Here is a 22,794-nt window from a genome sequence, read left to right on the forward strand (position 1 = left end):
GTGAACTCCGGGGAGGCTTAGGGGGCCTGAACGCTGATTTGTAGCGATGAGTACCACGCTGCGAGATCGTCGATCTCTGCATCGGTCAGGGGCTTGGCGATGACGGTCATCACTTCGTGCGAGCGCTTGCCGCTTCGATAGTTGTGGAGCTGCTCCGTCAGGTAAATGGCGGGTTGACCCGCAAGGTTGGGGGCGTTGGGCACCATCGCTATGCCCGTGGGGCCGTGGCAGACAGCGCAGGCCCCGTTGGCTTTGGTGCGGCCGACAACCGCGTCGGCGGCGTGCGCGGCACCGATGCTCAGCGCAGCGGTCACCATCAGGAGGAAAAATCGCATGGTTCTGGGAGTCCTTGTCAGGGTGCCCCCACGCTGGCCGCCAGCAAGGGTGGTCGCCAGCGCGGGGCATTAGCTTAGTTGCTGTGATCGCGCCAGATCAGTTGGGCGAATAGGTGACGCGATAGATTGCGCCGACGTAGTCGTCAGAGATCAACAGCGAACCGTCTTTCATGGGCGCCACATCCACCGGACGGCCTTTGTACACGCCATTGCCATCCAGCCAGCCTTCGGCAAATACCTCTGACTTGCCGGCCGTGCCATCGGGGTTGAGCGGAATGAAATTAATCAAACCGCCAGTGGCCTTGCTGCGATTCCACGAACCGTGCGCGGCTACAAAAATGCCACCCTGGTACTTGGCTGGAAATTGTTTGCCGTTATAGAACGTCATCCCCAGCTGAGCCTGGTGCGCTGGAAATTCCACTTGCGGAAACACCGCATTTGCCGGTTCCTTCATGTCTTTGAGGTCTGGCGCTGCAGCGGATCCAGCCACTTTGAACTTACCGTTCCAATAGGGGTAACCAAAGTGCTCGCCGGCTTTGGTGGACCTGTTGAGTTCACCCGGGGGAATGTCATCACCCAGACCGTCGGTCTGGTTGTCGGTCCACCACACGGTCTTGTCCTTGGGGTTGATGTCCATGCCGACCGAGTTGCGCACGCCGCGTGCAAATACCTCGCGCTTGGATCCGTCAAACGCATTCATGCGGATGATGCCGCCAATGCCCAGCTTGTCATACAGATCGACCTTATTGGCAGGTTGTACGTTGTGCGGTTGGCCCAGCGTGATGTAAAGCGTGCCGTCGTCGGAAACACGGCAGGTGCGTGCACCGTGGTTGTATGACTCTTCCTCTACGGGGATCAGCGCCCCCTGCGGAACCACTTCGGACACGGCGACATCTGGTCCCTCATAAAAGAACTCTGCCGCAGGAAAGTTGAGTACCCGGTTTTGCTCCACCACCACCAAGAATCCATCCTTGGTCCAGCACACGCCGTTCGGCACCTTGAAGTTGAGCGATGGAGCGAACGGCTTGACTTCGTCGGCCATGCCGTCGCCGTTGCGGTCTGTCACGGCCCATACGCGTGTTTTGCGGGTGCCAACAAACAGCATGTTGGTGCTTGGCGCCACGGCCATGTGCCGTGCGTCGGGTACGACGGCGTAGAGATCGATTTTGAAGCCCGGTGGCAACTTCACGGCCTTCAGATTGGCGCGGATGGCATCCGCGTTCTTGCCCTCTTGCGGTACAGGTGGAATGTTCAGGTCGGTGCCCGACACTTTCATCTGTTTGAGATTGGAGAGGTTGTCTTTCCCCGCTTGTGCCATGGCGCTGGTGGCAACGCCGCAGGCTAGCAAGGCCAGTAACAATTTGGTATTTTTCATGTGTCTCCTAGATGTGTTTGTGTTGGATATTTCCCGAAAATTACTTTCAGGCGAAACTATTTTGCAGATGGTAAGGGCAGGGACCGCTTTCCACAATCGCAATATGGATTTGGATGTTGCGTTACCCGTACGCTGGCGCCAGCGTGGTATCCCCCGCGTGTATTGGTTGCACCATGGCCGCGAGCCCGCGGCACGTGAGACATCCCCATGCCAATGACCCGCGTAGTCACCACGGATCTCAGTCATTGATTGCCGCCAAACGACCCGTTGCGCACGGGTTTTCGATAGGGAGGAGAGAGCGGCCTGATCTCGAATGGAGCCGGTTACGGCCCGTAATTCGATGCATTCTGAATGCGCGAAAACACCTCGATCAGCCATCTCTGGGGTTTTTGCGGAGGCTACTCACGAGGTCGCTGCAGGCCTGCTCCAAAAACTTCACGACGACATGACCGTACGGGTGACTGTGCTGCCCGACGATGCCCACTGGGCGCTCTCGTCCCTGGCGGGCTTGGAGCGCCGCATGCTTGACCGATCAGGGGGCGAGGCGGCGCGGGCCACCAGCATCGTGCGCTATGCACCCGGCGCGCGCTTTGACCGCCATGTGCACGGCGGCGGCGAGGAAATTTTGGTGCTGGAGGGCGTGTTCTCCGACGAAACGGGCGATCACCCCGCAGGCACCTACCTGCGCAACCCACCGGGCAGCGCCCACGCCCCGTTTTCGCGCGAGGGCTGCGTGCTGTTCGTGAAGCTGTGGCAGTTCACCGCGGGCGATACCGAGCCATTGCGCCTGGACACCCGCGCGGGCACCTGGCGGCAGGGCCTGGTGCCGGGCTTGACGGTGATGCCGCTGCATTCGCACGACGGCATTGACACCGCGTTGGTGCGCTGGGCGCCCCACACCCGGTTTCAGCCCCACACCCATCCGGGGGGCGAAGAGATTTTGGTGCTGCAAGGCGTTTTTTTCCGACGAATGGGGCCACTACCCGCAGGGCAGCTGGCTGCGCAGCCAGCGCTGGAGCCAGCACACCCCCTTCACTGGGGCCGAAGATGCGCTGATTCTGGTGAAGGTGGGGCACCTGGGCGCGACGTTTCTGGAGCCTTAACGTGCGGTGGCGCATGGCCGCCACGGTTGTCCTCATCTCCTTGGCCAACCAGCGGGCCACAGCGCTTTGCAGGCATCCGCCAGCGTCGCATTGGCGGCCCGTTCACGCCCGTCCGGCTGCCAACTATTCCGCCGCCTTGTCTCTGCGCAACGCACTGCGCAGCAGCCTCGTTGCCCGATCCCGCAGCCCCGCAGGCGGGCCCCGCCGCGCCGGCGGGTTCGCCTTGGCCTGTGCGCACGCCGCCAGAAAGTCGTTGAGGATGGCCGTGTCGTCCAGCGTGTACGAACTGGCCTTGTGGAACTCGGGGTGCCACTGCGTAGCCGCGATGTAGCCGCGCCCCGGCGCGGGTTGGAGGCGAATGGCTTCGGGCACGCCGTCGGGCTCGCTTAGCGCCTCCACCATAAAGTCGGGCGCCACGCGCTTGATGCCCTGGTGGTGGATGCTGTTCACCCGGGCGCGCGGCGTGTCGGGGTAGAGCTTGGCCAGATGCGAGCCGGCCACGATGTGGATGTCGTGGAAGTGCTGGTCGTATGTGGCGGCATTGCGGTGTTGCAGCGCACCCGGATGCTGGGTCTGTAGATCCTGGTAAAGCGCCCCGCCAAACGCCACGTTGATCAATTGCAGGCCCCGGCAGACACCAAATATGGGTTTGCCGGCCTGGGCAAACGCTTTCACCAGGGCCAGGTCGTACAGGTCGCGCACGCGGTCGCCCACCCATTCTTCGCGCAGGGGTTCCTCGCCGTAGCTGCCGGGCCACACATCGGCGCCACCGTGCATGACGATGCCGTCGAGCCATTCGGCATAGTGGTCCAGTGTGACGTCGCCGCGTGCCGTCTCGCCCGTGGGGCAGGGCACCATGACCACCATGGCACCGGCCGACATGAGCCAGTGGGCAATCGATTGCTCGACGTACTGCAGGGTCTTGCCAGTGAACAACGGGCGGGTGGGGTCGGCATGCTGGAAGCAGGCCGACAGGCCAATCTTGAGGCGGCGGGAAGCGGGCATGAAGAGGCTCCGATGGAGAACAGGCGCAGTGCGCAGCAAAACCGTGCGAGAGAATTTTGCCAATATGTTTGTAGCACCACACCCAGGCTACGTCTGTAGGAAAGTGTCGTGCATGCCTGTTCCGGCACTGGCGCTGGGTGCGCGCGCCGTGGCGCTGTTTCCCCGGATGGCGAACTGCTATTGACGGACGTCAAGTCGCGACCTGCGCTTGCGTGCATGATGAAGGCATGCGGTTGGCCATGGCCTGTCGCCATCCCGCTTCATTTTCACAAGGAGTGCCCTATGCAAGTACAAGTACACACCGACGACCACATCCAGGGTGGAGAGTCGCTGGCGCAATGGATCCAGGACGAGGCTGGCACCCGGCTCGCGCGGTTTCGGGACTACATCACGCGCGTGGAGGTGTTTCTGACCGACGTGGACGCCGGCAAATCGGGCGCGGAGGACAAGCGCTGCCGCATCGAGGCCCGCGTGGCCAGCCGCCAACCGGTGGCCGTGACCGCCGAAGCCGACAAGATGGCCGCTGCCTTCATCAGCGCCGTGGACAAGCTTATGCGCGCGCTGGACGCCGACCTGGGCCGGGCAAAGGATCGCCACGGGCGCGACACCATCCGTGACGCACAGGAATAAGCGCTGCTGCGCGGTTCGCCGGGCCCGGTCTTTCTGGGCAGGGCATAAAAAAACGCGCCGAAAGGCGCGTTTTTCATGGGGCCGCAGCGTTTACTTGGCGGACACCACGCGCACCATTTCCAGGCACTTGTTCGAGTAACCCCACTCGTTGTCGTACCAGGACACGATCTTCACGAAGGTGCCATCGAGCGCAATGCCGGCGTCGGCATCAAAGATGGAGGTACGGGTGTCGCCACGGAAGTCGGTGGCCACCACCTTGTCTTCGGTGTAGCCCAGCACGCCCTTCAGGGCGCCTTCGGACTGGGCCTTCATCTCGGCCTTGATTTCGTCGTAGGTGGCAGCCTTGTCCAGTTCCACCGTCAGGTCCACCACCGACACGTCGGAGGTGGGCACGCGAAACGACATGCCGGTCAGCTTCTTGTTGAGGGCCGGAATCACCACGCCCACGGCCTTGGCAGCGCCGGTGCTGGAGGGGATGATGTTTTCCAGGATGCCGCGGCCGCCGCGCCAGTCCTTGTTGCTCGGGCCGTCCACGGTCTTTTGCGTGGCGGTGGCGGCGTGCACGGTGGTCATCAGGCCGCGCTTGATGCCCCACTTGTTGTTCAGCACCATGGCCACGGGGGCCAGGCAGTTGGTGGTGCACGAGGCGTTGGACACGATGGCCTGGCCGGCGTAGGTGTCGTGGTTCACGCCGAACACGAACATGGGGGTGTCGTCCTTCGAGGGGGCCGACAGCAGCACCTTCTTGGCGCCCGCATCAATGTGCTTCTGGGCCGAGGCCTTGTCCAGGAACAGGCCGGTGGATTCGATCACCACGTCGGCGCCGACTTCGTTCCACTTCAGGTTGGCCGGATCGCGCTCTTGCGTCAGTCGGATCTTCTTGCCGTTGACGACCAGGGTGTTGCCTTCCACCGAGACTTCGCCCTTGAAGCGGCCGTGCACCGAGTCGTACTGCAGCATGTAGGCCAGGTAGTCGGGCTCCAGCAGGTCGTTGATGCCAACGACTTCGATGTCGCTGAAGTTCTGGATGGCCGAGCGCAGCACGTTGCGGCCGATGCGGCCGAAGCCGTTGATACCAATCTTGATCGTCATAGTCTCTCCAAAGTTGATTTCCGAAAATCCAAAACCCAAAGGGGCCTCGCATCACTGCGGGACCCCTTGCCAGATCACTTGCGCTGGAGCACGGCCAGCACGGTGGCTGCCACGTTCTCTTCGGTAAAGCCGAAATGCTTGAACAGCACAGGCGCCGGGGCCGATTCGCCGTAGGTGTCGATGCCCACCACGGCCGCGCAGCCGTATTTCCACCAGCCGTCGGTCACGCCCATTTCCACGGCCACGCGGGGTACGCCGGCAGGCAGCACGCTGCTCTTGTAGGGGATGTCTTCGCGGTCGAAGGTGGTGGTGCTGGGCATGGAGACCACGCGCACGGCGATCTTCTTGTCGGCCAGCAGGCGCTGGGCCTTCAGGGCCAGCTGCACTTCGGAACCGGTGGCAATGATCACGGCCTGGGCCTTCTTCTTCAGGCCCACGTCCGCAGGCTCGGACAGCACATAGGCGCCGCGCGAGATGTCGCCCAGGTCGCGCTTGGGTGCGTAGGGCAGGTTCTGGCGCGAGAGCAGCAGGGCGGTGGGCTTGTCACGGTTGCTCAGGGCCACGCTCCAGGCCACGGCGGTTTCGGCCGTGTCGGCGGGGCGCCAGACGTCGAGGTTGGGGATCAGGCGCAGGCTGGCGGCGTGTTCCACCGACTGGTGCGTGGGGCCGTCTTCACCCAGGCCGATGGAGTCGTGCGTGAAGACGTGGATCACGCGCTGCTTCATCAGCGCGGCCATGCGGATGGCGTTGCGGCTGTAGTCGCTGAAGGTCAGGAAGGTGCCGCCGTAGGGGATGAAGCCACCATGCAGCGCAATGCCGTTCATGATGGCGGCCATGCCGAACTCGCGCACGCCGTAGTTGATGTGGCGGCCACCGATTTTCTTGCCGCCTTCGACCTCGGTCTGCACCACGGCGCCTTGCTGGTCAAAGCGCAGGCTGGGCGTGCTCTTGGTGTTGGTGAGATTGGAGCCGGTCAGGTCGGCGCTGCCGCCCAGCAGTTCGGGCAGGGCTGCGGTGAAGGCTTCCAGCGCCAGCTGGCTGGCCTTGCGGCTGGCCACGGTTTCGCCCTTGGTGTGGGCGGCGACCACGGTGTCCACGGCCACTTGCGCAAAACGGGCGGGCAGGTTGCCTTCCATGCGGCGCTTGAACTCGGCGGCCAGTTCGGGGAAGGCCTTGCTGTAGGCATCAAAACGCTCGTTCCAGACGGATTCAAAACCCTGGCCATTGGCCTTGGCATCCCAGTCGGCATACACGTCTTGCGGAATCACGAAGGGCTCGCTGGTCCAGCCCAGGGCTTCGCGCGTGAGTGCGATTTCGTCGGCGCCCAGCGGCTCGCCGTGGGCCTTGGCCGTGTTGGCGCGGTTGGGGCTGCCCTTGCCGATGTGCGTCTTGCATACGATGAGGGTGGGGCGCTCGGTCTGCTGCTTGGCCTCTTCGATGGCGGCGTCCACCGTGTCGGCATCATGGCCGTCGATGGGGCCGATCACGTTCCAGCCGCTGGCCGCAAAGCGCTGCGGAGTGTTGTCGGCAAACCAGGGGGCGACCTGGCCGTCGATGGAGATGCCGTTGTCGTCGTACAGGGCAATCAGCTTGTTGAGTTTCCAGGCGCCGGCCAGCGAAACGGCTTCGTGGCTGATGCCTTCCATCAGGCAGCCATCGCCCAGGAAGGTGTAGGTGTGGTGGTCCACCACGGTGTGGCCTTCGCGGTTGAATTCGCTGGCCAGCAGCTTTTCGGCCAGCGCAAAGCCCACGGCGTTGGTGATGCCCTGGCCCAGCGGGCCGGTGGTGGTTTCGACGCCGGGGGTGTGGCCCACTTCGGGGTGCCCAGCGGTCTTGCTGTGCAGCTGGCGGAAGTTCTTCAGTTCGCCTATCGGCAGGTCGTAGCCCGTGAGGTGCAGCAGCGCATACAGCAGCATCGAGCCGTGGCCATTGCTCAGCACGAAACGGTCGCGGTCAAACCACTGGGGGTTGGCAGGGTTGTGCTTGAGGTGGCGGCTCCACAGCGCCACGGCCATGTCGGCCATGCCCATGGGCGCGCCGGGGTGGCCGGAGTTGGCTTGTTGAACTGCGTCCATGGCCAACGCGCGGATTGCGTTGGCCATCTGGTGGGATTGCTGGGTGTTGGCCATGGGGGAGGGTTCAGGGGTGGGAGGTTCAGGGGAAACCCCGCATTTTACCGGGGCGGCTTTCGTTCGCCTGAATTGGCCCGTGGCAGGCCTGGGGCAGCGGCGGCAATGCACTACAGTGCACGCCATGCAAGGACTGCATCTCACCGCCGATCTGCGTGGCTGCCGCTGCGTTTCCCAGCGCCTGCTGGATGCCGCCGCCCTGGCCCTGGCCTGCACGGATGCCGTGCGCGCTGCGGGGCTGCAGGCGGTAGGCCAGCTGTTCCACACCTTCCCGGCCACGGCGCAAGGCCCTGGCGGGGTGACCGCCACGGTGTTGCTGGCCGAGTCGCACCTGTGCGTGCACACCTGGCCCGAGCAGAGCGCCGTCACGCTGGATGTGTATGTCTGCAACTTTGGCGCCGACCATTCGGCCAGGGCCCAGGCCCTGATGGATGCGCTGCTGGCCCTTTTCGACCCTGCCGAGGTGCAGCGCCATGCCCTGCAGCGCGGCGCCGTGGGGCCCGCCACCGGGGCGGTGCGATGACGCAGTCCACTGCTGTGCAGGTGCCAGCCCTGGTGCTGGCGGCAGGCCGCGGCGAACGCATGCGGCCCCTCACCGACACCACCCCGAAGCCGCTGCTGCAGGTGCAGGGCCAGCCCCTGCTGCAATGGCATCTGCAGGCGCTGGCCGACGCCGGCGTGTCGTGCGTGGTGATCAACACCGCCTGGCTGGGTGAGCAGATTCCGGCCTACTTTTCAAATCAGAATGGCTTGTGGCGCATGTCAAATAAGCGCGAGCAGCTATCGATTTCATACTCCCACGAGGGCGTGGATTTTGGCGGCGCGCTGGAAACGGCGGGTGGCATCGCCCGCGCCCTGCCACAGCTGGGGCCGGTTTTCTGGCTGGCGGCGGGCGATGTGTTTGCGCCCGACTTCATGTTCGACCGTGCCGCCGTGCAGGCCTTTGCCGCCAGCGACCATCTGGCCCACCTGTGGCTGGTGCCCAACCCGGCGCACAACCCGCGTGGCGACTTTGGCCTGTCGGCCGACGGCGTGGCGCTGAACCTGCCCGCCAACGACCCCACACCGCGCTACACCTACAGCACCATCGCCCTGTTGCGCGCTGAACTTTTTGCGGCGCCCTGGTCCGATATCCCGGCGGGCAACCCCGGTGGCACCCAGGCCCCGCTGGCACCGCTGCTGCGCCGTGCGATGGACGCCGGCCGGGTATCGGCCTCGCTCTACACCGGCCGCTGGACCGATGTCGGCACACCCGAGCGGCTGGCAGAGCTCAACCGCTAAGACGATGGCGGCACGGGTTCCACGGCGATGGCCGGGCCCGCCTCGCAGTTGCGAAACAGCCATTGGCTGGGTAGAAACCTCGCCTGCGGCCCGTCGGGTGCGGGTTTGTCCAGCTCCGCCTGGATGTCGTAGGCAATGTGCGGCACGTGGAACAGGGCGATCTGGCCCTTCTTGCAGTTCAGTGCCGACACGACGGTGTTGGGCACCCAGCTCAGGCTGGCGCTGTCGAAGCGGTGCAGCGGGCCGATGCTCTGGTCCTGCGCCAGCTCCACGCGCATGGGAACGGTTTGCAGCGCGCTGGCCCACACGCCAGCCACCTGCACTGGCTGCGCGAAGCGCACGGCCTCCAGGCCATGCAACGCCAGCGGGCGGCCCGGTTCGCCCTTGTCGAAAGGGTCCCGGCGGTTGATCAGGCTGCCCGCAGGGATGGTCAGTTCGCCATACACAAAGTCCTGCGGCAGCACAAACCGCTCACGGCTTGCGCGGACGGAAGCGCCGTCTTGCCGGGCCTGTTGCGCACTGTGCGACAGGTAGAGCCGAACGCCCAGCCAGGCATTGCACAAAAGCGCCACGGCCAGCAGCACCTGCACCGTGCGCCGGGCCAGCAGCCATTTGCGGGGGACGTCGATCCAGCGCACATACACACCATAGACGGGCAGTGCGACGATCAGCACGAGCCCCAGCAACGGGACCAAGGTGGCCAGGATGAACTGCCAGAGGGAAGTGAACAAATCAGACATGCGATGGAGAAAGGGAAGAGGGTGCCCGTGCGGCACCGATAAGCCGGAAAGTGAAAGGAAATTCGCCGTCTGGCAGACCGTACTGCGCCCGGAGGGCTCAAAATGCGTGGATGAGTCTACCGACATCCATCTATGCCCAGCGTCGCGCCCGCCTTGCCTCGATGCTCGGCGAAGGCGGCATCGCCATCATCCCCACGGCGCCCGAGCGCCAGCGCAACCGGGACAGCGACTTTCTGTTTCGCCACGACAGCTATTTCTATTACCTCACGGGCTTCACCGAGCCGGGCGCCTGCCTGGTGCTCACGCAGGAAGGCCGCAGCACGCTGTTTTGCCAGCCCAAGGATCTGGAGCGCGAGATCTGGGACGGCTACCGGCTGGGCCCCGCGGCGGCGCCTGCCGCGCTGGGTGTGGAGGCCGCCCATGCCAGCAGCGATCTGGACACACAGCTGCCGCGCCTGCTGGAGAACCGGGCCTGCGTCTGGTATCCGTTTGCCACCCACGGCGGGCTGGCCGCCCGGGTGGAGGGCTGGCTGAATGCCGTGCGCGCCCGCGTGCGCTACGGTGCGCTGTGCCCCGCAGTGCAAAACGACCTGTGCACCCTGCTCGACGAGATGCGCCTGGTCAAGGATGAACACGAGCAGGCCATCATGCGCCGCGCCAGCGCCATCAGCGCCGGCGCCCACATCCGCGCCATGCAGCGCTCGGCCCGCATGCTGCGTGCGGGCGAAGAGGTGCGCGAATACCACCTCGATGCCGAGTTGCTGCACGAATTTCGCCAGCAGGGCTCGCAATACCCCGCCTACAGCTCCATCGTCGCGGCGGGGGCCAATGCCTGCGTGCTGCATTACCGCGCCGACACCGCGCCCGTGCGCGACGGTGAGCTGGTGCTGATCGACGCCGGCTGCGAACTCGACGGCTATGCCAGCGACATCACGCGCACTTTTCCGGCCAATGGCCGTTTCACCGGGCCACAGCGTGCGCTCTACGATCTGGTGCTCGCCAGCCAGGAAGCCGCCGTGGCCGCCACCCGGGCGGGCGCACGTTTCACCGACCCGCACGACGCCACCGTGGCCGTGCTGGCACAGGGCATGCTGGACCTGGGCCTGCTCGACAGGAACAAGGTGGGCACAGCGCAGGACGTGATCGACCAGCGGGCGTACTTCCAGTTCTACATGCACCGCACCGGCCACTGGCTGGGCATGGACGTGCACGACTGCGGCAGCTACGTGGAGCCCGGCGAGGTGGGCCAGGTGGGCCAGCGCAAGGACCCGCTCTCGGGCGAGCTGATCACCAATCGCCCCAGCCGCGTGCTGCGCCCGGGCATGGTGCTCACCGTCGAGCCGGGCATCTATGTGCGGCCCGCCGCGGGCGTGCCCGAGGCGTTTCACCACATCGGCATCCGCATCGAGGACGACGCCATCGTCACCGAGGCGGGCTGCGAACTGATCACGCGCGGCGTGCCGGTGCAGGCCGACGAGATCGAGGCCCTGATGCGCGCCTGAAGCGGGCCCCGCAGCGCGGTGCCCAGGCCGCGTGGCAGCCGATGGTTCCGCGGTGGTAACCGCTTCCGTGTAAAAATGGAAACTCAATTACACGTTCAGTGAGAAAGAGACACCTCCATGTCCACCCGTCGCGCCACCAAGATTGTTGCCACCCTGGGCCCCGCTTCCAGCGACCCGCAATTGCTCGAGCGCATGATCCGCGCCGGCGTCAACGTGGTGCGCCTGAACTTCAGCCACGGCAAGGCGCAGGACCACATCGACCGCGCCACGGCAGTGCGCGCCGCCGCGCAGCGGGCCGGGCGCGAGGTGGCGATCATGGCGGACCTGCAGGGCCCCAAGATTCGGGTCGGCAAGTTTGCCGAAGGCCGGGTGCTGCTGGAGCAGGGCGCACCGTTCGTGCTGGATGCTTCCCGCACCGAGCCGGGCGATCTGGCCGGCGTGGGGCTCGATTACAAGGAACTGCCGCGTGACGTGAAGCCCGGCGATGTGCTGCTGCTCAACGACGGCCTGATCGTTCTCACGGTGAACGCCGTGCGCGGCGAGGCCGTGCACACCACGGTGAAGATTGGCGGCGAGCTGTCCAACAACAAGGGCATCAACAAGCAGGGTGGCGGCCTCACGGCGCCGGCGCTCACCGCCAAGGACATGGAAGACATCCGCACGGCCATGGGTTTCCAGGCCGACTATGTGGCCGTGAGTTTTCCCAAGAATGCCACCGACATGGAGATGGCGCGCCAGTTGTGCAACGTGGCGGCGGCGGAATACCGCCACAAGCCGGGGCTGATCGCCAAGATCGAGCGCGCCGAGGCCATTCCGCACCTGGAGTCCATCCTGCGCGTGAGCGACGGCATCATGGTGGCGCGCGGCGACCTGGCGGTGGAGGTGGGCAACGCGGCCGTGCCGGCATTGCAGAAAAAGATGATCCGCATGGCGCGGGATCTCGACAAGGTGGTCATCACCGCCACGCAGATGATGGAGAGCATGATCACCAACCCCGTGCCCACCCGGGCCGAGGTGAGCGACGTGGCCAACGCCGTGCTCGACGGCACCGATGCGGTGATGCTCAGCGCCGAGACGGCGGCCGGAAAATACCCCCTGGAAACCGTGGAAGAGATGGCCAAGATCTGCGCCGCCGCCGAGGCGGCCGAGGACCATCGGCTGGATGCCGACTTCACAGGCCGCACCTTTGGCCGCATCGACCAGTCCATTGCCATGGGGGCGCTTTTCACGGCCCACCACCTGGAGGCCAAGGCCATCGTGGCCATGACCGACAGCGGCTCCACTGCCCTGTGGATGAGCCGCCACCGCAGCCATATCCCGATCTACGCGCTCACGCCCAAGGTGGCCACGCAGCGCAAGATGGCCATGTACCGCAATGTGCGCCCCTTGCTCATGGACACCAGCGCCGACCGCGACACGGCGCTCGCGCAGGCCGAAGGCCACCTCAAGAGCCGCGGCATTGTGCAAAGCGGCGACGTGTATGCCATTACCTGTGGCGAGCCCATGGGCGCACCGGGTGGCACCAACATGCTGAAAATCTGCCGCGCAAGCTGACCCCGTTCACGGCGTGAACCACGGCCAGGTCACCTGGCTGCAGGCGGCGGCTCGTCGGCTTGTGGGTTGTCGGCAAGCGCCAGGCGCCGGCGCAGCGCGGCAGCCGCGAGGTCGCACAGCCAGCCGGTGGTCCAGCACAGCCAGCCCGTCCACAGGGTGTGGCTCATGAAGTGGGCGCCACGCACCTGCTGGGCGCCGCCCAGAATCAGGCCTGCTACCAGCGATGCCGCCAGCCACAGGCGCGCGGCGCGCGGCTGGCGCCGCCGCAGCGCAAAGTAGCCGCCCACAAAGGCAAACCCCGCCGAGGCATGGCCCGCAGGAAAACAGCGCCCCCCTCCACCATCCACGATGCCCAGGGCCCAGTGCGATGCGTAGCGGGCCACGCCACCGAATTCGGCCAGATCCCAGGGGCAACTGGTGGCGCTCAGGCTCTTGAGGCTGCTCACTACAAACAGCGCCGCCAGCGCGCTGGCGGCCAGTTGCAGCCGCTCCCCCAGGTCGATGCGCCGCAGCAAGCCCACCGGCCACCATACGCCCAGGGTCAGCAGCAGCACCACAAGCCAGCCCAGATGGCGGGCATCTTCGTGCAGTACCTGCGTGAAGAACCACTGCTCGCGCATCGGGAAACCGGTGCCCGAGCCAAAAACATGGGCCAGTGCCCGGTCCTGCCCCAGGGCATCCCAGGCCAGCAGGCATGCCAATGTGCCAAGGGTCCAGGCCAGGGTTCCGCGCAGGGAGTGGGGTGGCGAGGTGGAAGCAAGGCTTGACTGCGACATGTTCGGCACGATAGGCGTGTGCGCTTAACGGGGTCTTAACCTTTTTCTGGGGGCCGTCGCGGTGACAATCGGGCCATGCGAATCCTAGTGGTCGAAGACGATGCGGGCATTGCCAACGGGCTGCGCACCAACCTGCAGCAGCGCGGCTATGCCGTGGATGTGTGCGATGGCATTGCGTCGGCCTGGGGCGCACTGCGTGCCGAGCGCTTTGACGCCGTCTTGCTGGACCTGGGACTGGCCGACGGTGAAGGCGGGGAGCTGTTGCACCGGCTGCGCGCCAGTCCGCCGGCCGCTGGCGTGCCAGCGCTGCCCGATCCTGCGACCCCGGTGCTCATCGTGACGGCCCGCGATCTGGTCAGCCAGCGCATCGCCGGCCTGGACCAGGGGGCCGACGACTATCTGGTCAAACCCTTTGATGTCGATGAACTCGATGCTCGCCTGCGTGCGTTGCTGCGCCGGGCGGCAGGCCGGGCCTCTCCGACCATACGCTACCGCGATATCGAAGTGGATCCGGCCGCGCGCACGGTGCTGCAGGCCGGCAAACCGGTCGATATGTCGCCGCGCGAGTTTTCCGTGCTGCTCGTGCTGCTGCAGGCCCGGGGCCGGGTGCTGTCCCGCCAGCAGATCGAGGAGCGCCTGTACAGCTGGCAATCGGCCATCGAAAGCAACGCGGTCGAAGTGCACATCCACCATTTGCGCCGCAAGCTGGGCAGCGGGTGCATCCAGACCATGCGGGGCGTGGGTTACTTCATGCCGCAGGAGGCCTTGTGACGGCAGCGCCGGGTTCCGCTGCCCGCCCCTCCCGGGGCCCGGTCCGCCACTCGCTGACCCGGCATCTGCTGCTGTGGTCTCTGGGGGCGCTGGTGCTTGTCTGGGGCAGCTTCGTGTTCGTGGGGTACCGCGCCGGTGTGAATGAGGCGGATGAGCTGACCGACGGCCATCTGGCCAGTGTGGCGGCGCTGCTCATCAATCTGCGCGCTTTTGAAGCCGTGGACCAGGCCGTCACTAAGCAGCGCCCCGCCATGCCCTGGCTCAAGGCGCATGACTACCAGCAGTCCATCAGCGTGGTGCAGTGGAATGCCGCAGGGCATGTGCTGGCGCACAGCGGCAGCGCACCATTGCCTGCCTTCAATGAGGCCGAGGGGTTCGCCGATCTGAGCCTGGGACCGCAGGCCGTGGCCTGGCGCAGCTTTTCGCAATGGGATGAGGCCGAAACCCGCAAGGTCATGGTGCTGCTGGAGTTGCGCGAGCGCGACGAGCTGGCGCAGGACATCGCCGACCAGATGGTCGAGCCGGGGTTGTGGCTGCTGCCGGTGGTGGCCCTGGCCCTGGGGCTGGCCTTGCACCGGGGATTGCGGCCCTTGTATGCACTGTCTGCGGATGTGGCCGCACTCGACCCTGCCATCGCGCAGCGGCTGGCGTCGCGCCACGCATGGAGCGAATTCGAATCGGTGGTGGCCTCCATCAATACGCTGCTGGAGCGGCAGCAGGCCGCGCTGGTGCGCGAGCGCCGTCTGGCCAACGAGGTGGCACACGAGCTGCGCACACCCTTGTCGTCGATCGCGCTGCAGGCCAGTGCGCTGGGCGGTGGGCTGGACCCGAACGCGCAGGCACAGGCCTTGGCGCGGATACAGCAGGATGCCTTGCGTGCGGGCCATGTGCTGAACCAGTTGCTGGCGCTGGCCCGGGCCAGCCGTGCCGAGCTGCACGAAGCCACGGCGCCGGTGGACCTGGCCGCCACGGCGCGCGCTGTGTGTGTCGACTATGCCCAGGCCGCATGGCATCGGGGGGGCGAGATCGCCGTGGTGGCGCCCGAGGCTTTGCCCATGGCGGGCCATGGGGTGCTGCTGGACCTGGCGGTGCGCAATCTGGTCGAAAACGCCCTCAGGCACACTCCGCATGGCACCCGGATTTCCGTGCAGATAGGGCAGTCCGACACCGGGGCGGTCTGGCTGCAGGTGTGTGACGACGGCGGGCGTGTCCAGGCGGCTGCGGGCAACGCCAGCATGGCGCGCCCGGCGGACAGCCTGCAGCTGGGGCATGAAATTGTGCTGCGTGTGGCGCAGATGCATAACGGCACCTTTGGCGTGGCGGCTGCGCCGGCGCCATTCACCACTTGCTACCGTCTGGATTTCCCACCACCCAGCGCTGTGGCGGCCGGGTAAAATCCGGGTTACCAAGCGGTTACCACCGCGCCGGCTGCCTGTCAGCGCCTCCCTCAACCCTGAACGGACTTCACCACCATGCCCCTCGTCTCGATGCGCGAACTGCTCGACCATGCTGCCACCAACGGCTATGGCATTCCTGCCTTCAACGTCAACAACCTGGAGCAGGTGCAGGCCGTGATGGCCGCCGCCGACGAGGTGGGTGCGCCCGTCATCCTGCAGGCCAGCGCCGGTGCGCGCAAATACGCAGGCGAGCCCTTCATCAAGCACCTGATCCAGGCGGCGGCCGAGATGTATCCCCACATTCCGCTGGTCATGCACCAGGACCATGGCACTTCGCCCAAGGTGTGCCAGGGCGCGATCGACCTGGGCTTTGGCTCGGTGATGATGGATGGCTCGCTGATGGAGGACGGCAAGACCCCTTCGTCGTTCGACTACAACGTCGAAGTCACGCGCAAAGTGGTGGAGCTGGCGCACAAGTACGGCGTCACGGTGGAGGGCGAGCTGGGCTGCCTGGGCAACCTGGAGACGGGTGATGCCGGGGAAGAAGACGGCATTGGCGCCGAAGGCAAGCTGGACCACAGCCAGATGCTGACCGACCCCGAAGAGGCTGCCCAGTTTGTCAAGGCCACCCAGCTGGATGCCCTGGCCATTGCCATTGGCACCAGCCATGGCGCCTACAAGTTCAGCCGTCCGCCCACGGGTGACATCCTGGCCATCAGCCGCGTCAAGGAAATCCATGCCCGCATCCCCAACACCCACCTGGTGATGCACGGCTCGTCTTCGGTTCCCCAGGATCTGCTGGCCATCATCAACCAGTACGGCGGCAAGATGAAGGAAACCTATGGCGTGCCCGTGGCCGAAATCCAGGAAGCCATCAAGCACGGCGTGCGCAAGATCAACATCGACACCGACATCCGCCTGGCCATGACTGGCGCGGTGCGCAAGTTCCTGGCCGAAAACCCCGAAAAGTTCGATGCCCGCGAATGGCTCAAGCCCGCGCGCGAAGCTGCCAAGGCGATTTGCAAGCAGCGTTACATCGAGTTCGGCTGCGAAGGCCAGGGGGGCAAGATCAAGGGTGCATCGCTGACCGTGATGGCCCAAAAATACACTGCAGGTGCATTGGCCCAAGTGGTCAACTGACGTTTTTTGCTCACCCCTTCAGCGCCAACCGGCAGCCCTTGTGCTGCCGGTTGGCGTTTTGGGGGGCTGATCAGGCGAGAGTGTCCCGGAGGAGGCGGGCCTTGCATTTTCTTCATGTAAGCTCGTGGTCAGTTAGCGCGCGCGGGTGCGTGTACGGAGCATCGCGGCCCGGTTCGATAGCGCAGCAAGCCACAGCGGGGCTCGCGTAACGATCACTCAACTTGGAGGAGACCATTCATGCAGGCAAACCCCATTCCACCGGTGCAATGCATCGGCATACCCAGGGAAACCTTCCCCGGCGAAAAGCGCGTGGCCACCGTGCCCGATGTGGTGGAAAAGCTGATCAAGCTGGGCTTCCGGGTTGCCGTGGAGTCGGGTGCCGGGGATGCCGCCAATTTCAGCGATGACGCCTACCGCGCCGCCGGGGCCCAGATCGCCGGCGACGCTGCCGCACTGTGGGCCGCTTCGGACATCGTCTTCAAGGTGCGCCCGCCCAGCAGTGGCGAAGTGGCGCTGATGCGCGAGGGCATGACGCTCATCGACTTCATCTGGCCTGCCCAGAACCCCGATCTGATGCAGCAGCTGGCCGCAAAGAAGGCCACGGTGCTGGCCATCGACTGCCTGCCGCGCACACTGTCACGCGCCCAGAAGATGGACGCGCTTACATCCACCGCCGGCGTCAGCGGCTACCGCGCCGTCATCGAGGCGGCCAACGCCTTCGGCCGCTTCTTCAACGGCCAGATCACGGCCGCGGGCAAGGTACCGCCCGCCAAGGTGTTCATTGCAGGCGCTGGCGTGGCGGGCCTCGCCGCCATCGGCACGGCGGCCAATCTGGGCGCCATCGTGCGCGCCAACGACACACGCGCCGAGGTGGCCGACCAGGTCAAATCGCTGGGCGGTGAATTCGTCAAGGTGGATTACGAAGAGGAGGGCTCAGGCGGCGGCGGCTACGCCAAGGTCATGAGCGAGGGTTTCCAGGCCGCGCAGCGCAAGATGTACGCCGAGCAGGCCAAGGACGCCGACATCATCATCACCACCGCGCTGATTCCGGGCAAGCCCGCGCCCAAGCTCATCACGGCCGAGATGGTGCAGAGCATGAAGCCCGGCAGCGTGATCGTGGACATGGCCGCCGAGCAGGGCGGCAACTGCGAGCTGACCGTGCCCGGCCAGGCCGTGGTGCGCCATGGGGTGACCATCGTCGGCTACACCGACCTGGCCTCCCGCTTGGCCAAGCAGTCGTCCACGCTGTACGCCACCAACCTGCTGCGCCTCACTGAAGAACTGTGCAAGGCCAAGGACGGCGTGGCCGTGGTCAACATGGAGGACGACGCGATCCGGGGCCTCACCGTGGTCAAGGACGGCGCGATCACCTGGCCCGCCCCGCCGCTCAAGCAGGCGCCTGCGCCGGCACCCAAGCCAGCGGCGGCTCCCGTGGCCGTGAAGAAATCCAGCCATGGCCCGGGTGAACCCATGTCCGCCAAGACGCTGACCATCGTCTTTGCCGTGCTGGCCTTGCTGTTCTGGGCCATCGGCGCCTATGCGCCGGTGGCCTTCCTGGGGCATTTCACGGTGTTCGTGCTGGCCTGTTTCATCGGCTACATGGTGGTGTGGAATGTCACGCCCGCGCTGCACACGCCGCTGATGAGCGTGACCAACGCCATCTCCAGCATCATCGCCATCGGCGCGCTGGTGCAGATTGCGCCACCCGATGCAGGCATCAACGGGCGCCCTGATGGGTTGATTCTCTGGCTGGCCTTTGCCGCACTGGTGCTCACGGCCGTCAACATGTTCGGTGGCTTCGCGGTCACGCGCCGCATGCTCGCCATGTTCCGCAAATAACAACGACAAAGCCAAGGAAAGACGAACATGTCCCAAAGTCTCGCTACCGTTGCCTACCTGGGGGCGGCCATTTTGTTCATCCTGAGCCTGGGTGGCCTGTCCAACCCGGAAACCTCGCGCCGTGGCAACCTGCTGGGCATGGTCGGCATGGCGCTGGCCGTGCTGGCCACGGTGTTCGGCCCGCGCGTCAGCCCTTCGGGTATTGCCTGGATTGTGGGCGCGCTGGTGGTCGGCGGCGGCATCGGCCTGTATGCCGCCAAGGTTGTCAAGATGACCCAGATGCCCGAGCTGGTCGCGCTCATGCACAGCCTGGTGGGCCTGGCGGCCTGCCTGGTGGGCTTTGCCAGCTACGTCGATACCTCGATCCAGCTGCAGGGCGCGGAGAAGATCATCCACGAGGTGGAGATCTACGTTGGCATTCTGATTGGCGCGGTCACGTTCAGCGGCTCGCTGATTGCCTTCGGCAAGCTCAACGGCAGGATCGGCGGCAAGCCGCTGCTGCTGCCCGGGCGCCACTGGCTCAACCTGGCCGGCCTGCTGGTGGTGGTCTGGTTCGGCCGCGAATTTTTGCGCGCCGAGACGATAGAACAGGGCATGGTGCCGTTGATGGTGATGACGGTGATCGCGCTGCTGTTCGGCATCCACATGGTCATGGCCATTGGCGGTGCCGACATGCCGGTGGTGGTGTCCATGCTCAACAGCTATTCGGGCTGGGCGGCGGCGGCCACGGGCTTCATGCTCTCGAACGACCTGCTCATCGTCACCGGCGCGCTGGTGGGCTCTTCGGGCGCCATCCTGTCGTACATCATGTGCAATGCGATGAACCGCAACTTCATCAGCGTGATCGCGGGCGGCTTCGGCTCGGGCGCCGGCACGCCCGCCAAGAAGGGTGATGCAACAGAGCCGCAGGGCGAGGCGGTGCCCGTCAGCGCTGCCGAGACCGCCGAGCTGCTGCGCGAGGCCAAGAGCGTCATCATCGTGCCCGGCTACGGCATGGCCGTGGCCCAGGCCCAGCACACGGTGAACGAGATCACCCAGACGCTGCGTGCAAAGGGCGTCAATGTGCGTTTTGGCATCCACCCGGTGGCGGGGCGCATGCCCGGCCACATGAACGTGCTGCTGGCCGAGGCCAAAGTGCCCTACGACATCGTGATGGAGATGGACGAGATCAACGAGGACTTCCCCGAGACCGACGTGGCCATGGTCATCGGCGCCAACGACATCGTGAACCCCAGCGCCCTCGACGATCCCACCAGCCCCATCGCGGGCATGCCGGTGCTCGAAGTGTGGAAGGCCAAGACCTCGATCGTGATGAAGCGCTCCATGGCCTCGGGCTACGCCGGCGTGGACAACCCGCTGTTCTACAAGGACAACAACCGCATGCTGTTCGGCGACGCCAAAAAGATGCTCGATGAAGTACTCGCCGCGCTCAAAGGCTGACGGGCATAATGCCCTTGCAGAAAAAGCACGGCCGTGCTGAAAAACGCCGGCGTGTTTTCATGGCCGCAATAAAACCTACCTGGAGACCGCGCAAATGACCGACCGCCCGTGGCTGGCTGCCTACCCGCAAGGCGTGCCCGCCGACATCGACCCGTCACACTACCCCTCCCTCGTCGCCCTGATGGACGAGGCATTCACCCAATACGCCGACCGCGTTGCCTACAGCTTCATGGGCAAGGAGGTCACGTTTGCACAGACCGATGCCCTGAGCAGCGCTTTTGCGGCCTACCTGCAGAGCCTGGGCCTGGTCAAGGGGGACCGTGTGGCCATCATGATGCCCAACGTGCCGCAATACCCCGTCGCGGTGGCCGCCATCCTGCGGGCAGGCTTTGTCGTGGTCAATGTGAACCCGCTGTACACCCCGCGCGAGCTGGAGCACCAGCTCAAGGACTCGGGTGCCAAGGCCATCGTGATCATCGAGAACTTCGCCTCCACGCTGGAGCATTGCATTGCGCATACGCCCATCAAGCATGTGGTGCTGTGCGCCATGGGCGATCAGCTGGGCATGCTCAAGGGGCTGCTGGTCAACTACGTGGTGCGCAACGTCAAGAAGATGGTGCCCGCCTACAACCTGCCGGGCGCCGTGCGTTTCAATGATGCGGTGGCCCAGGGCACCCGCGGCACGTTCAAGAAGCCCGACATCAAGCCCGACGACATCGCCCTGCTGCAATACACCGGCGGCACCACGGGTGTGAGCAAGGGGGCCATCCTGCTGCACCGCAACGTGATCGCCAATGTGCTGCAGTCCGAGGCCTGGAACGATCCGGTCATGAAGAAGGTGCCCGCCGGCGAGCAGCCCACCAGCATCTGCGCGCTGCCGCTGTACCACATCTTCGCGTTCACGGTGAACATGATGCTGTCCATGCGCACGGGCGGCAAGACCATCCTGATCCCCAATCCGCGCGACCTGCCGGCCGTGCTCAAGGAGCTGTCCAAGCACACCTTCCACAGTTTTCCGGCCGTCAACACCTTGTTCAACGGCCTGGCCAATCACCCCGACTTCAACACCGTCAACTGGAAGAACCTCAAGGTATCGGTGGGCGGCGGCATGGCGGTGCAGGGCGCGGTGGCCAAGCTGTGGCTCGAAAAGACCGGTTGCCCCATCTGCGAAGGCTATGGCCTGTCGGAAACCAGCCCCTCGGCCAGCTGCAACCCGGTGACCGCCAAGGAATTCACCGGCACCATTGGCGTGCCCTTGCCCAGTACGTACATGAAGCTGCTCGACGATGATGGCCATGAGGTCACCACCGTGGGCCAGCCCGGCGAAATCGTGATCAAGGGACCGCAGGTGATGGCTGGTTACTGGCAGCGCCCCGATGAGACCGCCAAGGTCATGACCGAGGACGGCTATTTCAAGTCCGGCGATATCGGTGTCGTGGACGAGCGCGGCTTTTTCAAGATCGTGGACCGCAAGAAGGACATGGTGCTGGTCAGCGGCTTCAACGTGTACCCGAACGAGGTCGAGGAGGTCGTCGCCAACTGCCCGGGCGTCCTGGAATGCGCCGTGGTGGGCGTGCCCGACGAAAAATCGGGCGAGGCCGTCAAGCTGGTGATCGTGAAGAAGTCGCCCGACCTCACCGAGGCCGATGTGCGCGAGTTCTGCCGCCATGAGCTCACGGGGTACAAGCAGCCCAAGGTGATCGAGTTCCGCACCGAGCTGCCCAAGACACCCGTCGGGAAAATCCTGCGCCGCGAACTGCGCGACAAGAAGTGAGGCCGCAGGGCCGCAGTGCCCTGCTTCACCCTTGCTGGCGGCTTCGGTCGCCTTCTTTTTTTCAGAGGCGATTTCATGACCACGGCCATCCTCAGCGCACTTCCCGAAGAACAATCCGGCCTTGTCGCCAGCTTGCAGCAGCCCCAGCGCAGGGTGCACGCGGGGCGTACCTTCTGGACCGGGTCGCTGCACGGCCACGGCGTGGTGCTGGCGCTTTCGGGCATCGGCAAGGTGGCGGCGGCCACCACGGCCACGGCGCTGATCGAGCGCTTCGGCGTGGCCCGCATCGTGTTCACGGGCGTGGCCGGGGGCGTGGGTGATGGCGTGCGGGTGGGCGACGTGGTGGTGGCCCAGGACTATGTGCAGCACGACATGGATGCCTCGCCCCTGTTCCCGCGCTGGGAGCTGCCCGGCTATGCGCGGGCACGCCTGGCCTGCGATGCGGCTTTGTCGGCTCTGCTTTTGGACGCCGCCCGCGCTTGTGTGGCCAGCGCTCAAGGGCAACTTGACCTCGAAACTGCCAACCCCGCCTTGCAGGTGCACCACGGCCTGATGGCCAGCGGCGACCGCTTTGTATCGGCCGCGCACGAGTCCGACCGGCTGCGCACCCTGCTGCGCGAAGCGGGCCACGAGGTGCTGGCCGTGGAAATGGAAGGTGCCGCCGTGGCCCAGGTGTGCCTGGACTACGGTGTGCCGTTTGCCGCCGTGCGCACCATCTCCGACCGCGCCGACGACACCGCGCACGGCGACTTTGCGCTGTTCGTGCAGACCGTGGCCAGCCGCTATGCCGACCACATGGTGCAAACGTTTCTACAAAAACTGCGAAATTAATAGCTTTCAGCACTTGATAGGTAAGCGCGAGCGGCCAATTCGATCATTGTTTGCAACGGGCGCGCCCCAAAGCCAGCGCC

The 22,794-nt window shown here is 65.3% G+C and carries 19 protein-coding genes and 1 pseudogene; 13 read left to right on the plus strand and 7 right to left on the minus strand.

From position 1 onward, the window contains the following. Window positions 1-17: 17 nt before the first annotated feature. Together AC1RDS_RS18400 and AC1RDS_RS18405 are read right to left on the minus strand one after the other, a co-directional pair. Window positions 18-335, minus strand: coding sequence for a c-type cytochrome (locus AC1RDS_RS18400; protein ID WP_287879327.1), 318 nt, complete (start codon window positions 333-335; stop codon window positions 18-20). A gap of 97 nt (window positions 336-432) precedes the next feature. Further along, window positions 433-1,710, minus strand: a complete 1,278-nt coding sequence (locus tag AC1RDS_RS18405; RefSeq protein ID WP_287879324.1) for a PQQ-dependent sugar dehydrogenase — start codon at window positions 1,708-1,710, stop codon at window positions 433-435. Between the two features lie 445 nt (window positions 1,711-2,155). Here AC1RDS_RS18405 and AC1RDS_RS18410 point away from each other — a divergent pair. Beyond that, window positions 2,156-2,662 (plus strand): annotated as a pseudogene (locus tag AC1RDS_RS18410) (cupin domain-containing protein); the annotation flags it as partial. Window positions 2,663-2,936: 274 nt separating this feature from the next. On the opposite strand, the gene AC1RDS_RS18415 reads toward AC1RDS_RS18410, so the two are convergent. Continuing rightward, entirely contained in the window at window positions 2,937-3,818 is an 882-nt protein-coding gene (locus AC1RDS_RS18415; RefSeq protein ID WP_287879321.1) for a gamma-glutamyl-gamma-aminobutyrate hydrolase family protein, read from the minus strand. Between the two features lie 282 nt (window positions 3,819-4,100). Between AC1RDS_RS18415 and AC1RDS_RS18420 the strand changes: the two genes are divergently transcribed. After that, window positions 4,101-4,448, plus strand: a complete 348-nt coding sequence (locus tag AC1RDS_RS18420; RefSeq protein ID WP_092701750.1) for an HPF/RaiA family ribosome-associated protein — start codon at window positions 4,101-4,103, stop codon at window positions 4,446-4,448. A 90-nt stretch (window positions 4,449-4,538) separates the two neighbouring features. Here AC1RDS_RS18420 and gap read toward each other — a convergent pair whose 3' ends face one another. Both gap and tkt read right to left on the minus strand, forming a co-directional pair. Further along, the gene (gene gap, locus AC1RDS_RS18425; RefSeq protein WP_287879318.1) at window positions 4,539-5,540 is read right to left on the minus strand and encodes a type I glyceraldehyde-3-phosphate dehydrogenase; all 1,002 of its coding nucleotides are present in this window, start codon (window positions 5,538-5,540) and stop codon (window positions 4,539-4,541) included. Between the two features lie 74 nt (window positions 5,541-5,614). Further along, the gene (gene tkt, locus AC1RDS_RS18430) at window positions 5,615-7,669 is read right to left on the minus strand and encodes a transketolase (protein WP_348682661.1); all 2,055 of its coding nucleotides are present in this window, start codon (window positions 7,667-7,669) and stop codon (window positions 5,615-5,617) included. 124 nt (window positions 7,670-7,793) lie between these two features. Here tkt and speD point away from each other — a divergent pair, with 124 nt between their 5' ends. Further along, entirely contained in the window at window positions 7,794-8,192 is a 399-nt protein-coding gene (speD, locus tag AC1RDS_RS18435; protein WP_092700893.1) for an adenosylmethionine decarboxylase, read from the plus strand. Further along, complete coding sequence (locus AC1RDS_RS18440) at window positions 8,189-8,950, plus strand: nucleotidyltransferase family protein (RefSeq protein WP_348682662.1); 762 nt, start codon at window positions 8,189-8,191, stop codon at window positions 8,948-8,950. Before speD ends, AC1RDS_RS18440 begins: the two co-directional genes overlap by 4 nt. Here the strand turns inward: AC1RDS_RS18440 and AC1RDS_RS18445 are convergent. Beyond that, window positions 8,947-9,690 (minus strand): hypothetical protein, encoded by a 744-nt coding sequence (locus AC1RDS_RS18445; protein WP_092700899.1) that lies wholly within the window; start codon window positions 9,688-9,690, stop codon window positions 8,947-8,949. The genes AC1RDS_RS18440 and AC1RDS_RS18445 overlap by 4 nt on opposite strands. Window positions 9,691-9,800: 110 nt before the next feature. On the opposite strand from AC1RDS_RS18445, the gene AC1RDS_RS18450 reads away from it, so the two are divergent. Together AC1RDS_RS18450 and pyk are read left to right on the plus strand one after the other, a co-directional pair. Then, window positions 9,801-11,192, plus strand: coding sequence for an aminopeptidase P N-terminal domain-containing protein (locus AC1RDS_RS18450; RefSeq protein ID WP_348682663.1), 1,392 nt, complete (start codon window positions 9,801-9,803; stop codon window positions 11,190-11,192). 117 nt (window positions 11,193-11,309) lie between these two features. Further along, window positions 11,310-12,746: a pyruvate kinase gene (pyk, locus tag AC1RDS_RS18455; RefSeq protein ID WP_092700905.1), complete on the plus strand. Its 1,437-nt coding sequence runs from the start codon at window positions 11,310-11,312 to the stop codon at window positions 12,744-12,746. A gap of 29 nt (window positions 12,747-12,775) precedes the next feature. Here the strand turns inward: pyk and AC1RDS_RS18460 are convergent, their stop codons facing one another. Continuing rightward, on the minus strand, window positions 12,776-13,522 hold the full coding sequence (locus AC1RDS_RS18460; protein WP_348682664.1) for a phosphatase PAP2 family protein: 747 nt from the start codon (window positions 13,520-13,522) through the stop codon (window positions 12,776-12,778). A 75-nt stretch (window positions 13,523-13,597) separates the two neighbouring features. On the opposite strand from AC1RDS_RS18460, the gene AC1RDS_RS18465 reads away from it, so the two are divergent. The 7 genes from AC1RDS_RS18465 to AC1RDS_RS18495 all read left to right on the plus strand — a co-directional run bounded on the left by AC1RDS_RS18465 (window position 13,598) and on the right by AC1RDS_RS18495 (window position 22,714). Then, window positions 13,598-14,293, plus strand: coding sequence for a response regulator transcription factor (locus AC1RDS_RS18465; RefSeq protein ID WP_092700911.1), 696 nt, complete (start codon window positions 13,598-13,600; stop codon window positions 14,291-14,293). Next, complete coding sequence (locus tag AC1RDS_RS18470; protein WP_348682892.1) at window positions 14,290-15,687, plus strand: histidine kinase dimerization/phospho-acceptor domain-containing protein; 1,398 nt, start codon at window positions 14,290-14,292, stop codon at window positions 15,685-15,687. The genes AC1RDS_RS18465 and AC1RDS_RS18470 overlap by 4 nt, the downstream gene beginning before the upstream one ends. A gap of 78 nt (window positions 15,688-15,765) precedes the next feature. Beyond that, window positions 15,766-16,830, plus strand: coding sequence for a class II fructose-bisphosphate aldolase (fba, locus tag AC1RDS_RS18475; RefSeq protein ID WP_092700917.1), 1,065 nt, complete (start codon window positions 15,766-15,768; stop codon window positions 16,828-16,830). A 237-nt stretch (window positions 16,831-17,067) separates the two neighbouring features. Further along, window positions 17,068-18,669 carry a Re/Si-specific NAD(P)(+) transhydrogenase subunit alpha gene (locus AC1RDS_RS18480; protein ID WP_348682890.1) on the plus strand — a complete coding sequence of 534 codons (1,602 nt, stop codon included), beginning with the start codon at window positions 17,068-17,070 and terminating at the stop codon, window positions 18,667-18,669. Between the two features lie 27 nt (window positions 18,670-18,696). Beyond that, on the plus strand, window positions 18,697-20,109 hold the full coding sequence (pntB, locus tag AC1RDS_RS18485; RefSeq protein WP_348682888.1) for a Re/Si-specific NAD(P)(+) transhydrogenase subunit beta: 1,413 nt from the start codon (window positions 18,697-18,699) through the stop codon (window positions 20,107-20,109). A gap of 94 nt (window positions 20,110-20,203) precedes the next feature. Next, window positions 20,204-21,883, plus strand: coding sequence for a long-chain-fatty-acid--CoA ligase (locus AC1RDS_RS18490; protein WP_348682886.1), 1,680 nt, complete (start codon window positions 20,204-20,206; stop codon window positions 21,881-21,883). A gap of 75 nt (window positions 21,884-21,958) precedes the next feature. After that, on the plus strand, window positions 21,959-22,714 hold the full coding sequence (locus tag AC1RDS_RS18495; RefSeq protein WP_348682884.1) for a 5'-methylthioadenosine/adenosylhomocysteine nucleosidase: 756 nt from the start codon (window positions 21,959-21,961) through the stop codon (window positions 22,712-22,714). The last annotated feature ends 80 nt before the right edge of the window (window positions 22,715-22,794 follow it).

This window comes from Acidovorax sp. GW823-FHT02H02, assembly GCF_058797075.1.

What these genes read in the sequence shown, in the direction of transcription:
- AC1RDS_RS18400 (WP_287879327.1), bottom strand. Translation starts at nt 335, where the DNA reads ATGCGATTTTTCCTCCTGATGGTGACCGCTGCGCTGAGCATCGGTGCC.
- AC1RDS_RS18405 (WP_287879324.1), bottom strand. Translation starts at nt 1,710, where the DNA reads ATGAAAAATACCAAATTGTTACTGGCCTTGCTAGCCTGCGGCGTTGCC.
- AC1RDS_RS18415 (WP_287879321.1), bottom strand. Translation starts at nt 3,818, where the DNA reads ATGCCCGCTTCCCGCCGCCTCAAGATTGGCCTGTCGGCCTGCTTCCAG.
- AC1RDS_RS18420 (WP_092701750.1), top strand. Translation starts at nt 4,101, where the DNA reads ATGCAAGTACAAGTACACACCGACGACCACATCCAGGGTGGAGAGTCG.
- gap (WP_287879318.1), bottom strand. Translation starts at nt 5,540, where the DNA reads ATGACGATCAAGATTGGTATCAACGGCTTCGGCCGCATCGGCCGCAAC.
- tkt (WP_348682661.1), bottom strand. Translation starts at nt 7,669, where the DNA reads ATGGCCAACACCCAGCAATCCCACCAGATGGCCAACGCAATCCGCGCG.
- speD (WP_092700893.1), top strand. Translation starts at nt 7,794, where the DNA reads ATGCAAGGACTGCATCTCACCGCCGATCTGCGTGGCTGCCGCTGCGTT.
- AC1RDS_RS18440 (WP_348682662.1), top strand. Translation starts at nt 8,189, where the DNA reads ATGACGCAGTCCACTGCTGTGCAGGTGCCAGCCCTGGTGCTGGCGGCA.
- AC1RDS_RS18445 (WP_092700899.1), bottom strand. Translation starts at nt 9,690, where the DNA reads ATGTCTGATTTGTTCACTTCCCTCTGGCAGTTCATCCTGGCCACCTTG.
- AC1RDS_RS18450 (WP_348682663.1), top strand. Translation starts at nt 9,801, where the DNA reads ATGAGTCTACCGACATCCATCTATGCCCAGCGTCGCGCCCGCCTTGCC.
- pyk (WP_092700905.1), top strand. Translation starts at nt 11,310, where the DNA reads ATGTCCACCCGTCGCGCCACCAAGATTGTTGCCACCCTGGGCCCCGCT.
- AC1RDS_RS18460 (WP_348682664.1), bottom strand. Translation starts at nt 13,522, where the DNA reads ATGTCGCAGTCAAGCCTTGCTTCCACCTCGCCACCCCACTCCCTGCGC.
- AC1RDS_RS18465 (WP_092700911.1), top strand. Translation starts at nt 13,598, where the DNA reads ATGCGAATCCTAGTGGTCGAAGACGATGCGGGCATTGCCAACGGGCTG.
- fba (WP_092700917.1), top strand. Translation starts at nt 15,766, where the DNA reads ATGCCCCTCGTCTCGATGCGCGAACTGCTCGACCATGCTGCCACCAAC.
- AC1RDS_RS18480 (WP_348682890.1), top strand. Translation starts at nt 17,068, where the DNA reads ATGCAGGCAAACCCCATTCCACCGGTGCAATGCATCGGCATACCCAGG.
- pntB (WP_348682888.1), top strand. Translation starts at nt 18,697, where the DNA reads ATGTCCCAAAGTCTCGCTACCGTTGCCTACCTGGGGGCGGCCATTTTG.
- AC1RDS_RS18490 (WP_348682886.1), top strand. Translation starts at nt 20,204, where the DNA reads ATGACCGACCGCCCGTGGCTGGCTGCCTACCCGCAAGGCGTGCCCGCC.
- AC1RDS_RS18495 (WP_348682884.1), top strand. Translation starts at nt 21,959, where the DNA reads ATGACCACGGCCATCCTCAGCGCACTTCCCGAAGAACAATCCGGCCTT.